Origin of the sequence: Streptomyces sp. NPDC046900, assembly GCF_040644975.1 — a bacterium.
Taxonomy (GTDB): Bacteria; Actinomycetota; Actinomycetes; order Streptomycetales; family Streptomycetaceae; genus Streptomyces.
The window spans coordinates 115,262-130,166 of record NZ_JBEYXD010000003.1; the positions used below are offsets into that span (position 1 = coordinate 115,262).

Here is a 14,905-nt window from a genome sequence, read left to right on the forward strand (position 1 = left end):
ACGGGCCCGACCAAAACGCAACGATACGCTCGAGTCATGACGCGTCCCGCAAAGTCATTCGACTCTCGTACCCGCGGATGATTCCGGAATGCGCAAACCGGGCAGAACGGTGTGGTGTAGATCACCCTTGGACGCGATACCGTGCCTGGAGTTGCGGCGACACGGCCAGGATCGTCACCGTTTCGGCGGTCTGAACCGCCGGGTACTTGCGCGATCCGCCCCGCCCGTGTGGACTACGGCCAATGCTTCGCGTACGCGCGTGGCTGAGATACTCACCAAGACATGATCAGGAGGCAACCCGTGAGCGCGACCGCGGACCACGCGGAGGAGCGGACGAACCCTGCCGTGAGGCTGGGGTTCCAGCCCGAGCAGGTGGTCCAGGAGATCGGCTACGACGACGACGTCGACCAGGAGCTCCGCGAGGCCATTGAGGAAGTCATCGGCAGCGAGCTCGTGGACGAGGAGTACGACGACGTCGCCGATGCCGTGGTGCTGTGGTTCCGCGACGAGGACGGCGACCTGACCGATGTGCTCGTGGACGCCACCACGTACATCGAAGAAGGCGGCTCGATCCTGCTCCTCACGCCGAAGACCGGCCGTACGGGCTACGTGGAGCCGAGCGACATCTCGGAAGCCTCGACGACAGCGGGTCTGTCGGCGTCCAAGAGTGTCAGCGTGGGCAAAGACTGGAGCGGGTCCCGACTGGTGACGCCGAAGGCGGCCAAGTCCAAGCGGTGACGCTCCGCCGGGGTGGCCGGCCGCCGAGGCGGCCGTGTGCGGGGGGGGGGCCCCCCCCCCCCCCCCCCCCCCCCCCGCCCCCGCCCCCCCCCCCCCCCCCCCGGGCGCGGTCCCGCCCCGGGGGGGGGGCCGGCCGCGGGGGCGGCGGGGGCGGGGGCCCCCCCCCCCGGACCCCCTTCCGGCCTGACGGCCTCGTCCCAGCACGCCGGACGGGCTGACTCGACTCAGCCCGTCCGTGGGTCCGCTGTGATCGCTGCGTAGGGTGGTCGGCACCCGAACAGCCTCAGCGAAGGGATGCAGGCCCATGGCGATCCAGGTCGGCGACAAGGCCCCCGACTTCGAGCTCAAGGACAACCACGGCGCGACCGTGAGTCTCTCGGACTTCCACGGTCACAAGAACGTCATCCTGCTCTTCTACCCGTTCGCCTTCACCGGTGTGTGCACCGGCGAGCTGTGCGCGCTGCGCGACAACCTGCCGAAGTTCGTCAACGACGACACACAGCTGCTCGCCGTCTCCAACGACTCCATCCACACCCTGCGCGTCTTCGCCGAGCAGGAGAGCCTGGAGTACCCGCTGCTGTCCGACTTCTGGCCGCACGGCAACACTTCGCGCGCCTACGGCGTCTTCGACGAGGAGAAGGGCTGCGCGGTGCGCGGGACCTTCATCATCGACAAGGAAGGCGTCGTGCGGTGGACCGTGGTCAACGACCTGCCGGACGCGCGCGACCTGAACGAGTACGTGAAGGCGCTCGACACCCTGTAATTCTCGGGTTCCAAGGCCTGCAGGCCACGGGAACCCGTCACTAGGATCGACTCGTTGATCCGATGCCAACGCACGACGGGGCTCCCCGCCCCCGGACACCAATGGAGGGACTCGTGGGAGTCAGCCTCAGCAAGGGCGGCAACGTATCCCTGACCAAGGAGGCCCCCGGCCTGACCGCGGTCCTCGTCGGTCTGGGCTGGGACGTCCGCACCACGACCGGTACCGACTTCGACCTCGACGCCAGCGCCCTGCTGCTGAACACGTCGGGCAAGGTCGGCAGCGACCAGAACTTCGTGTTCTTCAACAACCTCAAGAGCCCCGACGGCTCGGTCGAGCACACCGGCGACAACCTCACCGGTGAGGGCGAGGGCGACGACGAGGTGATCAAGGTCAACCTCGCCTCGGTCCCGACCGAGGTCGAGAAGATCGTCTTCCCGGTGTCGATCTACGACGCCGAGAACCGCCAGCAGTCCTTCGGCCAGGTGCGCAACGCGTTCATCCGCGTCGTCAACCAGGCCAACCAGCAGGAGATCGCCCGGTACGACCTGAGCGAGGACGCCTCCACCGAGACCGCCATGGTCTTCGGCGAGCTGTACCGCCACGGCGCGGAGTGGAAGTTCCGCGCCATCGGGCAGGGCTACGCCTCGGGGCTGCGCGGCATCGCGCAGGACTTCGGCGTGAACGTCTGAGCCGGCTGAAAGCCCTGTCGTCCGGCGCCGCACCGTTTGTGTGCGGCGCCGGACGCGCAGAACAACCAGAGCAGCATCATCTCGGGGAGGACCAGCAACATGGGCGTCACGCTCGCCAAGGGAGGCAACGTCTCCCTCTCCAAGGCCGCACCGAACCTCACGCAGGTGATGATCGGGCTCGGCTGGGACGCGCGCTCCACCACCGGAGCCCCCTTCGACCTCGACGCGAGCGCGCTGCTGTGCAGCGGCGGCCGGGTCCTCGGTGACGAGTGGTTCATCTTCTACAACCAGCTCAAGAGCCCGGACGGCTCGGTGGAGCACACCGGTGACAACCTCACCGGTGAGGGCGAGGGCGACGACGAGTCGATCCTGGTGGACCTCGCCAAGGTGCCCGCCCAGTGCGACAAGATCGTCTTCCCTGTCTCCATTCACATGGCCGACGAGCGTGGCCAGACGTTCGGGCAGGTCAGCAATGCCTTCATCCGTGTCGTCAACCAGGCCGACGGCCAGGAGCTCGCCCGCTACGACCTGAGCGAGGACGCTTCAACGGAGACCGCGATGATCTTCGGCGAGCTCTACCGCTATGGCGGCGAGTGGAAGTTCCGGGCCGTAGGTCAAGGGTACGCATCCGGTCTGCGCGGGATCGCTCTAGACTTCGGAGTCAACGTTTCGTAAAGCCGGGTACGGCGACGGGGGAGCCCCGTAGAGATTCGGATTGGGTAGCCAGTGCTTCTGAAAACCTTCGGCTGGTCGTTCGTGGTCACCGCGGTCGGCTTGGTCCTTGCGGTCCTCTATGGGGGGTGGACCGCTTTCGGCATCGTGGCGATCCTGTCCATCCTCGAAATCTCGCTGTCCTTCGACAACGCGGTGGTCAACGCCGGAATCCTGAAGAAGATGAGTGCCTTCTGGCAGAAGATCTTCCTCACGGTGGGTGTGCTGATCGCGGTCTTCGGCATGCGGCTGGTCTTCCCCGTGGTGATCGTCGCCATCACGGCGAAAAAGAGCCCGATAGACGCGGTCAACCTGGCGTTGACCGACAAGGATCAGTACCAGCAGCTCGTCACCGATGCCCACCCGGCGATCGCCGCCTTCGGTGGGATGTTCCTGCTGATGATCTTCCTGGACTTCATCTTCGAGGAGCGGGACATCCAGTGGCTGCGCTGGATCGAGCGGCCGCTCGCCAAGCTCGGCAAGGTCGACATGCTGTCGGTCTGCATCGCGCTGGTCGTCCTGCTGATCACGTCATTCACCTTCGCCACCCACGCCCACCAGCACGGTGGCACGCACGCAGACAAGGCGCAGACGGTACTGATCGCCGGCATCGCCGGTCTGATCACCTACATGATCGTCGGCGGTCTCTCCGGCTACTTCGAGGACCGGCTCGAAGATGAGGAGGAGCGGGAGAACGAGGAGGAGGAAGAGGCCGTACGCACCGGCAAGGAGCGCTCGGCGGTCCTCCTGGCCGGCAAGGCCGCGTTCTTCATGTTCCTCTACCTGGAGGTCCTGGACGCGTCCTTCTCCTTCGACGGTGTGATCGGTGCCTTCGCCATCACGAACGACATCATCCTGATGGCGCTCGGCCTCGGCATCGGTGCGATGTACGTCCGGTCGCTGACGGTCTACCTGGTCCGCCAGGGCACTCTCGACGACTACGTCTACCTGGAGCACGGCGCGCACTACGCGATCGGCGCGCTGGCCGTGATCCTCATGGTTACCATCCAGCACCAGATCAACGAGGTGATCACCGGTCTCGTCGGCGTCCTCCTCATCGGCTGGTCCTTCTGGTCCTCCGTGCGCCGCAACCGCGCGCTCGCGGCGGCCGAGGGAAAAGCGGAGAGCTCGGACGCGAAGACTGAGGTCTCGTCCGGGGTGTGACGGGCTCCAGGGCGAGGAACGCTCTGTGCGGGGCGGCCGTGGGGATTCGTCCTCGACGGCCGCCCCGCGGCTGTTGAACCGTGAGTGCAGTGCAGGGGGGCGGGCATGAGCTTCTGGGACGGTATGTGGCGCGGGCGCGCGACCGAGTTCGACTCGGGCAGCGCCGCGACCAACTCGATCGAGCTGACCAAACGGCACCACCGGGTCTCCCTCACCAAGCAGGGCGCGGCGACCGGAAACCTGCGCATCAACCTGTCGTGGCGGATGCGGACCTCGGACATCGGCGGCCCCGAGCGGGGCAGTCTGCTGCGCCATCCGTTCCGCCTGTTCACCCCGGAGGTCGTCCAGGCGCACACCCAGAGCATGGTCAACGTCGACCTCGACCTCGGCTGCATGTACGAGCTCTCGGACGGCACCAAGGGTGTGGTTCAGCCGCTGGGCAGCTTCTTCGGGGAGCTCAACGATCCGCCGTACATCAAGCTCAGCGGCGACGACCGGTTCGGCTCCGGCTCCGGTGAGACGATCTTCGTCAACCTCGACCACCGGGACGACTTCAAACGGCTCCTGGTATTCGTCTACATCTACGACCAGACGCCTGCGTTCGACCGTACGCACGCGGTGGTCACCCTTTACCCCAGCAACGGCCCGCGCATCGAGATCGGGCTCGACGAACGCCATCCGCAGGCCCGCTCGTGCGCGGTCGTCATGATCGAGAACATCAAGGGCGAGCTCGTCGTCCGCCGCGAGGTGAAGTTCGTCTACGGCTTCCAGGCGGAACTGGACCGGCTGTACGGATGGGGCCTGCAGTGGGGCCGCGGGTACAAGACCAAGGCGTGAGCCGGCTCCGCCCGCCGGGGCCCCGCCCACGGGCTTTTCGCCGACTACCGCCCGATGAACTGCGGCCCCTGCGGCGGCAGCTTGAAGTCCGGGTCAGGCGCGGGCGCCGCGGTGGGCGGATACCCGTACGCCGGGTCGGGTGCCGCGGCCGTCTGGGGCTGCGGATAGCCGTAGGCGGGCCGGCCGACCGGCTGGGGATAGCCGTATGCGGGCTGCGTCGGCGCCGGCACCGGCGGATATCCGTACGCGGGCTGTCGCGGCAGCGGCTGCTCCGGTGGCAGCGGTACCGACACCTCGGGCGGGGCGGGCACCGACACGGTACCCACGCCGTGGACCACCGCGGTGTCCCGGGCCTCCGCCATGGGCAGGCCCGCGTCGGTCTGCGGGGCCTCCGACTCGTCCACCGAGATGCCGAAGTCGTTCGCGAGGCCCTTCAGCCCGTTCGAGTAGCCCTCGCCCAGCGCCCGGAACTTCCAGCCGTCGCCTCGCCGGTACAGCTCGCCGCAGATCAGTGCCGTCTCCGCGCCCGTCTCCGGCTTGATCTCGAAGTACGCCAGCGGCTTCCCGTCGGCGACGGCCGCGTCGTACAGCAGGATGCACAGCGCCCGCACCCGGTCGAAGGTGACGTCGTCCGCGGAGGCGACCAGCGCGATCCGCGCCACGCCGGACTCGATGCCCGTCAGATCCGTCTGGACCGTCTCGGTCAGCTTGTCCGCTTCCCGCTTCTTGCCGAGCAGCCGGACCTTCCCCGAAGGGTGCCGGGGCTGGTTGTAGAAGACGAAGTCCTCGTCGGACCGCACCCGTCCGTCGGGGCCGAGGAGCAGCGCCGAGGCGTCCACGTCCGGGACGCCCTGTCCCGGTGCCCAACGCAGCACCGCCCGTACCGCCGTGGCCTCGAGCGCTACGTTCGACCCTTTCAGCATCGCGTGCGTCATGGCGTCATCCTGCCTTCTCCGTTCAGGTCACGACAACGTGGGGGTGGCGGTGACCGCCGTGTTGCTGACGTACCGCCGACACAGCCGAGTTACCTGAACTTCATGCCCGACGGGAACCCAGGACATCGAGTCCTACGTACTATTACCGGCCACGTCTTGTCGCATCGCTAACACCACGGGGGAAAGTCCTATGCGTCACTTCGGGCACATCGCCCCTGAGGAGCGGCAGCGCCTCTTCCACCGGGAGCCGGCCGTCTTCACCGCCGACTCCCCGGCCCGCGTGCTCGCGGCGGCCCTGGGAGCCACGCTCTACAGTCCCGCGACCCGCCCGCAGCTCGGCGACGACGTGGTCAAGCAGGCGCGGCGCGGAGTCGTCTCCATGGTGCTGTGCCTGGAGGACTCCATCGACGACGCCGACGTCGTGGACGCCGAGGAGAACCTGGTCCGGCAGCTGACCGCCCTGGCCTCCTCCTCGGACGTCGAGCTTCCGCTGCTCTTCATCCGGGTCCGGGTACCCGAGCAGATCCCGGACCTGGTGGCCCGGCTCGGCCCGGCGGTCCGCCTGCTGTCCGGATTCGTGCTGCCGAAGTTCACCGAGGAGCGCGGTGTCGCCTTCATGGAGGCGCTGACCCGGGCCGAGGCGGCGAGCGGGCGCCGGCTGTTCGCCATGCCCGTCCTGGAGTCGCCCTCCCTGCTCTACCTGGAGACGCGCCGGGAGACGCTGGCGGGCATCTTCCGCACGGTGGACAAGTACCGCGACCGCGTCCTCGCGCTGCGACTCGGCGTCACCGACTTCTGCTCTTCTTACGGCCTGCGCCGAGCGCCCGACATGACGGCGTACGACGTCCAGATCGTCGCCTCCGTGATCGCCGACGTGGTCAACGTCCTCGGGCGTGCCGACGGCACCGGATTCACCGTGACCGGGCCGGTGTGGGAGTACTTCCGGGTCCAGGAGCGCATGTTCAAGCCGCAGCTGCGGCGCAGCCCGTTCCTCGAGGGGGAGGTCGAGGAACTGCGCGAGACGCTCATCGAGCACGACCTGGACGGGCTGCTGCGCGAGATCTCCCTGGACCGTGCCAACGGCCTGCTCGGCAAGACCTGCATCCACCCCTCGCACGTGATGCCCGTGCACGCGCTGTCGGTCGTCAGTCACGAGGAGTTCAGCGACGCCCAGGACATCCTGAGGCCCGAGCGTCTCGGCGGGGGCGTGCTGCGCTCCGCCTACACGAACAAGATGAACGAGGTGAAGCCGCATCGCGCCTGGGCCGAGCGCACCCTCCAACGCGCCGAGGTCTTCGGCGTGGCGGACGAGGAGATCGGCTTCGTGGACCTGCTGGCCGCGGGGGCTTCCGGGCTGAGCGGCGCCACCGCCCCGCTGTCGCACTGACGCCGTACCGACGAGGAACCGATGAAGAACATGGTCTGGTCCGGGACCTGGGTCGCCGAGCGGCTCGGGGTCGAGCTCGTCGGCGACGAGCGGCTGACCGATCTGCTCGGGCTCGCGCTGCGGCGCAACCCCAAACGCGCGCACCTGCTGGTCTCCAATGTGCTGGGCAAGCACGTCCCGCAGCTCCCGTCCGTCGTCCACGGCCACGGGTTCGCGCTCGGCCGCCGGGTACGGGACCTGCTGGGCACCGAGGAGGGGCGCCGCGCGGTCGTCCTCGGGTACGCGGAGACGGCGACCGGACTCGGCCACTCGGTCGCCGACGGTCTCGGTCTCGCGACCTGTCTCCACTCCACGCGCCGCCCGGTCGAGGGCGTCGCCCGGGCCGGCGGCTTCGAGGAGTCCCACTCGCACGCGACCTCGCACCTGCTGCTCCCGGAGGATCCGGCGCTGCTCGCGGGCGACGGTCCGCTGGTCCTGGTCGACGACGAGTTCTCGACCGGCAACACGGTCATGAACACCATCCGGGATCTGCACCAGCGGTACCCGCGCAAGCGCTATGTCGTGGTGGCGCTGGTCGATATGCGCTCCGCCGCGGACCTGGGGCGGCTGACGGAGTTCGGGCGGGAGATCGGCGCCCGGATCGACCTCGTGACGGCGGCCGCCGGCACCGTTCGGCTGCCGGAGGGCGTCCTGGAGAAGGGGCAGGAGCTGGTCGCCCGGCACGAGTCGGCCGTACCCCACCGCCAGGCGTACGGGACGGTCACCCGGGTCGAGCTCGGCTGGCCCCGCGGGCTGCCCGACGGAGGACGGCACGGCTTCACCCCCGGGCACCGGGCCTGGCTGGAGCACGCGCTGCCCGCCATGGCCGCGCGGCTCGCCGAGGCGATACCCGGCGGGGCCCGGCGCGTGCTCGTGCTGGGCTTCGAGGAGCTGATGTACGCGCCGCTCCGCCTGGCCCGCGAGCTGGAGGAGACCGTTCCGGCCGAGGTCCGCTACTCCACGACCACCCGCTCACCCGTCCTGGCCGTCGACGATCCCGGCTACGCGATACGCAGCCGGATCGTCTTCCCCGCCCATGACGCCCCCGCCGACGGCCCCGGCGAGCGCTACGCCTACAACGTCGCGGACGCCGGCTTCGACGCCGTCGTCGCGGTCGTGGACTCCGTGGCCGACACTCCCGAACTGCACGCCCCCGGCGGCCTGCTCGACCGGCTCGCCGCCCACACCCCGCACGTCCTGCTCGCGGTCGTACCCAGTTACGTCCCCGCGCCTCCGTATGCCCCCGAAAGGCCCGCCATGCTGCCCGAGCCACTCCGCGGCCCCGCCTTCTCCTCGTACGCGCCCGACGAGGTCGGCTGGCTGCTCCAGGACCTCTCGGACGTCACCCTGGAGGCGCCGACCGAGGAGCGCGAGGAGGCGATCCAGAAGGGCGGGGCGCACTACGCCGAGTCCCTTCCCGTCGAGTACCAGCCGAGCGAGCAGTATCAGGAGCTGTTCCACGCGGCTCTCGAAAGCTCGGCCGTGCGGATCGCGCAGGCGGTCGGCGTGGTCACCGAGAGTCTGCTGGCGGAACGGTCACCGCGCCCGGTCCTCGTCTCGCTCGCCCGCGCCGGGACCCCCGTCGGCATCCTGATGCGCCGCTGGGCCCACCACCGGCACGGCCTCGACCTGCCGCACTACGCGGTGTCCATCGTGCGCGGCCGCGGCATCGACGCCAACGCGCTGCGCTACCTCGCCGACCGGCACGACCCCCGCGACGTCGTCTTCGTCGACGGCTGGACCGGCAAGGGCGCCATCACCCGGGAACTGGCCGACGCGATACGGGAGTTCGAGGAGTCCGACGGCATCACCGGCTTCGACCCGGAGATAGCCGTCCTCGCCGACCCGGGCTCCTGTGTCCGGACGTACGGCACCCGGGAGGACTTCCTCATCCCCTCCGCCTGCCTCAACTCGACGGTGTCCGGGCTGATCTCGCGCACGGTGCTGCGGGCCGACCTGGTCGGCCCGCACGACTACCACGGCGCGAAGTTCTACCGGGAGCTCGCCGGTGCCGATGTGTCAGGCGCCTTCCTCGACGCCGTCTCCGCCCGGTTCTCCGAGGTCGAGGAGGCGGCCTGTGCGCAGGCCAAGGAACTGCTCGCCGGCGACCGCACTCCCACCTGGGAGGGCTGGGCGGCGGTGGAGCGCATCAGCGAGGAGTACGGCATCCACGATGTGAACCTGGTCAAGCCGGGTGTCGGCGAGACGACCCGGGTGCTGCTGCGCCGGGTGCCCTGGAAGATCCTGGCGCGGTCCGGGGCCGGCGCCGACCTCGACCATGTACGCCTGCTGGCCGAGCAGCGCGGGGTACCGGTCGAGGAGGTCGACGGACTCCCTTACACCTGTGTCGGATTGATCCATCCCCAGTACACACGGGGCGCCACCGGCGCCGACGGCAAGGCGGTGGCGGTATGACCCCCGTGCTGGTCGCCAGCGACCTCGACCGTACGTTGATCTACTCGTCCGCGGCGCTCGCGCTGACCATGCCGGATCCGAGGGCGCCCCGGCTGCTGTGCGTCGAGGTGCACGAGAGCAAGCCCCTGTCGTACATGACCGAGACCGCGGCCGCGCTGCTCACCGACCTCGTCGACCGGGCGGTGTTCGTGCCGACGACGACCCGCACCCGCAAGCAGTACCAGCGCATCAACCTGCCAGGTCCCGCCCCGGCGTACGCGATCTGCGCCAACGGCGGCCATCTGCTGGTGGACGGCGTCTCCGACCCCGAGTGGCACGCGTCGGTGCTCGCCCGGCTGGCGGACGAGTGCGCGCCACTGGCCGAGGTACGGGAGCATCTGGAGACCACCGCCGACCCGGCCTGGGTACGCAAGCACCGGGTCGCGGAGGACCTCTTCGTCTATCTCGTCGTCGAACGCGAGTTGCTGCCCCAGGAATGGGTGAAGGAACTGGCGGTGTGGGCGGAGAACCGCGGCTGGACCGTGTCCCTGCAGGGCCGCAAGATCTATGCCGTGCCGAAACCGCTGACCAAGAGCGCGGCGGTGCGCGAGGTCGTCCGTCGCACCGGCGCCACCCTCACTCTGGCGGCCGGGGACTCGCTGCTCGACGCTGACCTGCTGCTGGCAGCCGACCGCGGTTGGCGCCCGGGCCATGGCGAACTGGCCGACGCAGACTGGACGGCACCGGCGATCAGTGCCCTGCCCGAGCGGGGAGTTCTGGCCGGGGAGCGGATTCTGCGGGAGTTCCTGAAGGCGGCGCGGGAGGCGTAGGCCGACTGCCGTCGATCGGTGACCGGCCCGGCGCGACCGGATGCGCCGGGCCCGGCGCGGCGCGGCCGAGCGGTTTCAGCCGCAGCAGCCGCCGCCGCAGCACCCGCCACCGGCGCTGCCGCCCACGCGGGGGGCAGCGGCCGGAGCGGACGCGGTGCCACTCACCGCGACCGTCGACAGCAGTTTCACCGTGTCGTCGTGGCCCGACGGGCAGGCGGCGGGTGCGGAGGACTCCGCCATCGGACGGCTCAGTTCGAACGTGTCGCCGCAGGTACGGCAGCGGTACTCATAGCGAGGCATGGGCACAGACTAACCGGCGGTTTCGGGCGATCCCAGGACTTCGTGGGGCTGCTGGGCCCCCTGGGCGACACGAGGATCTTCTTAAGATCTCCTCAAAGTTCCCGAGTTGGCCATTTCTTCGCCCCTCCTGACCCAGGACACCACAGAGACCGCTGATATTTTTATATGAGTCACGATGAGCCGCATCGTCGTGAGGGGGGCTCGCAGCCGCATACGTGGCAGCTGCATCTACCCGCGCGCGCAACACCGAGTGCGGAGGGAGACGCAGTGGTGACCCAGGCTTGGCAGCGGATACGGGGGCGGTGCTTCCGGGTTCGTGTGTGCGCCGGAGGCTGCCGTGGCTAGCGAGAACGACGGTCTCCCGCCCGGCCGGCCGACGCCGAAGCAGCCCCGGCAGCGCCCTGCGGAAGGCGAGGCCCGGGCCGAGACATCCTTCGACCCCGACACCACCATGCAGTTGAAGGCCGGGGTGCCGCTGCCCCCGGACGCCACGATGCAGTTGAAGGCCGGCCCCGCGCTGCCTCCGGACGCCACGATGCAGCTGAAGGCTGTGGCACCCCCGCAGCCGGACCCGGAGGCGGCCGCGCAGCAGGCACCGGACGCCACGATGCAGCTGAAGGCCGTTGCAGCCCCGCAGCCGGACCCGGAGGCCGCCGCGCAGCAGGCGCCCGACGCCACGATGCAACTGCGGGTGTTCCGGCCCAAGCCAGCCGGGCGGCGCGCCAGCCGCAAGAAGGCAGCCCCGGCCCCGCCCCTCACTCGTGTCACCGCGTTCTTCCAGCCGTATGTGCGCAAGCTCGAGCCCTACGCCCGCAAGCTGGAGCCGTACGCCCAGCGGCTCGCGCCCTACGCCCGCAAACTCAAGCCGGTCTACCCGCGCCCTGGCCGCACCGGCTGGCGGCGCTGGATGCCCTCCTGGCGGCAGTGGCTGGGGGGCGGGCTGACGTCCGTGGTCCTGAGCGGCCTCTTCCTGGTCGTCGCGTACGCCGCCACGGACATACCGAAGAACCTCAACTCGTACGCCACCCAGCAGGACAACGTCTACTTCTGGAGCGACGGCACGCCCATGGCCCGCACCGGCTGGGTGCAGCGGCAGGCGATGCCGCTGAAGGACATACCCGAGCAGGTGCGCTGGGCGGTGCTCGCCGCGGAGAACGAGAGCTTCTACTCGGACCCGGGTATCTCGTTCAAAGGCCTCACCCGAGCCCTGTGGCGCACGGTCGGCCAGGGGGACACCCAGGGCGGCTCGACCATCACCCAGCAGTATGTGAAGAACGTCTACCTGAACCAGAACCAGACGGTGGACCGCAAGTTCACCGAGGCGATGATCTCCCTCAAGCTCGACAACAGGATGAGCAAGGACGACATCCTCGAGGGGTACCTCAACACCAGCTGGTTCGGTCGCGGCACCTACGGCATCCAGCGTGCCGCCCAGGCCTACTACGGCAAGGACGTGAGCCGGCTCAACGCGGGCGAGGCCGCCTTTCTGGCCTCCCTGCTGAAGGGCGCCGGTCTCTACGACCCCACCCTGAACAAGGCCAACCACCAGCGGGCGGTCGAGCGGTGGTCCTGGATCCTCGATCGCATGGTCAAGATCGGCAAGCTGTCGCCGCAAGAGCGGGCGAAGTACAAGACGTTCCCCGAGCCGCTCAAGCAGAACCCGCTCTACGACACCGGTAAGCAGAGCGACTACCTGGTCGAACTCGCCTCGCAGTACGCCAAGAAGTCCGCGCACATCTCGGACAAGCAGTTCGACCTGGGCGGCTACCAGATCTACACGACCTTCGACCGTAAGCGTGAGGACGCGCTCACCGACGCCGTGACCAAGGCCCGCAAACAGGGCGGCATCGATCACCCCGACCTTGCGAAGACCGCGCACTACGGAGCCGCCTCGGTGGCCACCGACGGCCGTATCCTCGCCGTCTACGGAGGCCCCGACCACCGTACGCAGGGCTACAACGAGTCCAACGCCACTACGGTGCAGGTGGGTTCGGCCTTTCTGCCGTTCGTCTACGCCGCGGGTCTCGAGCACGGCGTCCACAAGACCCGGGGCGGCCCCGCGACCCCGGTCACCCCGGAGTCGCTCTACGACGGCGACGACGGCGTCCCCGTCACCACGCCCGAGGGTCCGTACTGGGACCGCAGCGGCAAGAAGGTCGCCGCCCACAACGACGGCAACAGGTCCTACGGCCAGATGACCCTGGCCCAGGCCCTCGCCCTGTCCGTGAACACGCCCTTCATGCAGCTCGGCATGGACACCGGCCTGGTCCAGGTGCGCGAGACGGCGGAGGCGGCCGGACTGCTCTCCTCGAGCATGGGCCCGCAGGTGCCCGCGCTGTCCTTGGGCAATGCCACGCCCAGTGCGATCCGGATGGCGAGTGGGTACGCCACGTTCGCCTCGGACGGGACGCACACCGAGCCGTACTCGGTGCGCCGCATCACCCGCAACGGCTCCCTGGTCGCCCTGAAGACGCCGAAGCCGCGCCAGGCCGTCGGCTCCGAGGTGGCCCGCCAGGTCGACGATGCCCTCACTCAGTCCTTCCGCACCGCCCATCCGAGCGCGGCCTCCGTCTCCGCGCAGGTGTCCGGAAAAGCCGGAACCACACAGGACGACACGGCCTCCTGGTACGTAGGAACGGCCAAGTCCGTGTCCACTGCGATCGTCGCCTACCGCATGGACCTGGCCAAGAGCCTCCAACCGCTGCCGCTCAAGGGGCTCGCCGGAACCCCGGCGGACAGCGTGCCCTACGGCATCTGGACGGAGGCCATGAGCCCGCTCGGCTGACGCCGGCGCCGCAGACCGCACCCCGCCCGCCTCCTCGCAGAACGAGCCGCCCATGAGTACGAGAAACGGCCACCGCCGCGCCCGACCCGCACGCACCAACCGCCGGAACATCACCTTGGCGGCTCTCCTCGCCCTGGCGTCGGTGACGGTGACCTTCCTCGCGGTCTCCCGGCACGACGACACCACACCCACCGCCTCCGCCGGAGCCCGGCAGGGCGACGGCAAGGGCGCTGCGGCCAAGCCGAGCCAGACGCCGAAGTGGGACGGCAAGACGAAGATCCTCGGCGACGGGTCCACCTCGTACACCGGCCCGCAGAAGGGCGAGTTGAAGCCGGTTCCACTCAAACCCGGTGAAAAGCCTCCCCAGTTCGTCGTCTTCTCCTGGGACGGCGCACTGGAGGGCAGCGACCATCTCTTCTCGCACTACCGGGAGATGGCCAAGGAGTACGACGCCCATATGACCTTCTTCCTCACGGGCATCTATCTGCTGCCCAAGAGCAAGAAGGACCTGTACCACGGGCCGATGCACTCGCCGGGCGACGCGGCCATCGACTACGCCACCGACGAGCACATACGCGAGACGCTGGAGCAGCTCCGCCAGGCCTACGCCGAAGGCAACGAGATCGGCACCCACTTCAACGGCCACTTCTGCGGCGCCAAGGGCGGCGGCGACTGGAGCGTCGACGAGTGGAAGAGCGAGATCGACCAGTTCTACTCCTTCGTCCAGAACTGGAAGACCAGCACCGGCTACAAGGACATCCCCGCGCTGCCCTTCGACTTCAAGGACGAGGTCACCGGCGGCCGCGCGCCCTGCCTGGAGGGCCAGCCGAACCTGCTGAAGGCCATGAAGAGCTACGGCTGGCGCTACGACGCCAGTTCCCCGGGCGACTTCCAGATATGGCCGGTGAAGAAGAACGGCATCTGGGACTTCCCGCTGCAGATGCTCCCGTACGAGGGCGGCAAGTACCAGGGCCTGTCGATGGACTTCAACTTCCTCTACAACCAGTCGGGCGGCGAGACCAAGGGTGATCCGGCGAAGTACGCCGAGTGGGAGCAGACGACCGTGGACTCGTACATGGCCGGCTTCAACCGCGTCTACTACGGCAGCCGGGCTCCCCTGTTCATCGGAAACCACTTCGAGGACTGGAACGGCGGCATCTACATGAAGGCCATCGACCAGGTGGTCAAGAACGTCTGCTCCAAGAAGGGCGTCCAGTGCGTGTCCTTCAAGGAACTGGCCGACTGGCTCGACGTGCAGAAGCCCGGAACGCTGGAGCGGCTGCGCAGTCTGGACCCGGCCCAGTCACCGGACTGGTCGACGGTTGTCAAGTGA

The 14,905-nt window shown here is 69.0% G+C and carries 13 protein-coding genes; 11 read left to right on the forward strand and 2 right to left on the reverse strand.

Annotation, left to right across the window (positions count from 1 at the left end; genetic code table 11):
- The first annotated feature begins 300 nt into the window (after window positions 1-300).
- The 6 genes from ABZ904_RS04600 to ABZ904_RS04625 all read left to right on the forward strand — a co-directional run bounded on the left by ABZ904_RS04600 (window position 301) and on the right by ABZ904_RS04625 (window position 4,902).
- Entirely contained in the window at window positions 301-738 is a 438-nt protein-coding gene (locus ABZ904_RS04600; RefSeq protein WP_359399339.1) for a DUF3052 domain-containing protein, read from the forward strand.
- A gap of 304 nt (window positions 739-1,042) precedes the next feature.
- Window positions 1,043-1,501, forward strand: coding sequence for a peroxiredoxin (locus ABZ904_RS04605; protein WP_360996752.1), 459 nt, complete (start codon window positions 1,043-1,045; stop codon window positions 1,499-1,501).
- 113 nt (window positions 1,502-1,614) lie between these two features.
- Window positions 1,615-2,190 (forward strand): TerD family protein, encoded by a 576-nt coding sequence (locus ABZ904_RS04610; RefSeq protein ID WP_359399343.1) that lies wholly within the window; start codon window positions 1,615-1,617, stop codon window positions 2,188-2,190.
- Window positions 2,191-2,289: 99 nt separating this feature from the next.
- Complete coding sequence (locus tag ABZ904_RS04615; protein ID WP_359399344.1) at window positions 2,290-2,865, forward strand: TerD family protein; 576 nt, start codon at window positions 2,290-2,292, stop codon at window positions 2,863-2,865.
- 51 nt (window positions 2,866-2,916) lie between these two features.
- On the forward strand, window positions 2,917-4,065 hold the full coding sequence (locus tag ABZ904_RS04620) for a DUF475 domain-containing protein (protein ID WP_359399346.1): 1,149 nt from the start codon (window positions 2,917-2,919) through the stop codon (window positions 4,063-4,065).
- A gap of 105 nt (window positions 4,066-4,170) precedes the next feature.
- Entirely contained in the window at window positions 4,171-4,902 is a 732-nt protein-coding gene (locus ABZ904_RS04625; protein WP_359399348.1) for a Tellurium resistance, read from the forward strand.
- 44 nt (window positions 4,903-4,946) lie between these two features.
- Here the strand turns inward: ABZ904_RS04625 and ABZ904_RS04630 are convergent, their stop codons facing one another.
- On the reverse strand, window positions 4,947-5,837 hold the full coding sequence (locus ABZ904_RS04630; protein WP_360996757.1) for a TerD family protein: 891 nt from the start codon (window positions 5,835-5,837) through the stop codon (window positions 4,947-4,949).
- Between the two features lie 190 nt (window positions 5,838-6,027).
- Here ABZ904_RS04630 and ABZ904_RS04635 point away from each other — a divergent pair, with 190 nt between their 5' ends.
- From ABZ904_RS04635 to ABZ904_RS04645, 3 genes are read left to right on the forward strand one after another with little or no spacing between them, the layout of a single operon-like run.
- Window positions 6,028-7,224 carry an HpcH/HpaI aldolase/citrate lyase family protein gene (locus ABZ904_RS04635; RefSeq protein WP_359399351.1) on the forward strand — a complete coding sequence of 399 codons (1,197 nt, stop codon included), beginning with the start codon at window positions 6,028-6,030 and terminating at the stop codon, window positions 7,222-7,224.
- Between the two features lie 21 nt (window positions 7,225-7,245).
- Window positions 7,246-9,678 (forward strand): phosphoribosyltransferase, encoded by a 2,433-nt coding sequence (locus ABZ904_RS04640; protein ID WP_361821104.1) that lies wholly within the window; start codon window positions 7,246-7,248, stop codon window positions 9,676-9,678.
- Entirely contained in the window at window positions 9,675-10,487 is an 813-nt protein-coding gene (locus tag ABZ904_RS04645) for an HAD family hydrolase (RefSeq protein WP_360996761.1), read from the forward strand. The genes ABZ904_RS04640 and ABZ904_RS04645 overlap by 4 nt, the downstream gene beginning before the upstream one ends.
- 75 nt (window positions 10,488-10,562) lie before the next feature.
- Here the strand turns inward: ABZ904_RS04645 and ABZ904_RS04650 are convergent, their stop codons facing one another.
- On the reverse strand, window positions 10,563-10,787 hold the full coding sequence (locus ABZ904_RS04650; RefSeq protein WP_359399356.1) for a zinc ribbon domain-containing protein: 225 nt from the start codon (window positions 10,785-10,787) through the stop codon (window positions 10,563-10,565).
- A 679-nt stretch (window positions 10,788-11,466) separates the two neighbouring features.
- Here ABZ904_RS04650 and ABZ904_RS04655 point away from each other — a divergent pair.
- The gene (locus ABZ904_RS04655; RefSeq protein WP_360996791.1) at window positions 11,467-13,572 is read left to right on the forward strand and encodes a transglycosylase domain-containing protein; all 2,106 of its coding nucleotides are present in this window, start codon (window positions 11,467-11,469) and stop codon (window positions 13,570-13,572) included.
- Window positions 13,573-13,624: 52 nt separating this feature from the next.
- Window positions 13,625-14,905 carry a hypothetical protein gene (locus tag ABZ904_RS04660; protein ID WP_361821107.1) on the forward strand — a complete coding sequence of 427 codons (1,281 nt, stop codon included), beginning with the start codon at window positions 13,625-13,627 and terminating at the stop codon, window positions 14,903-14,905.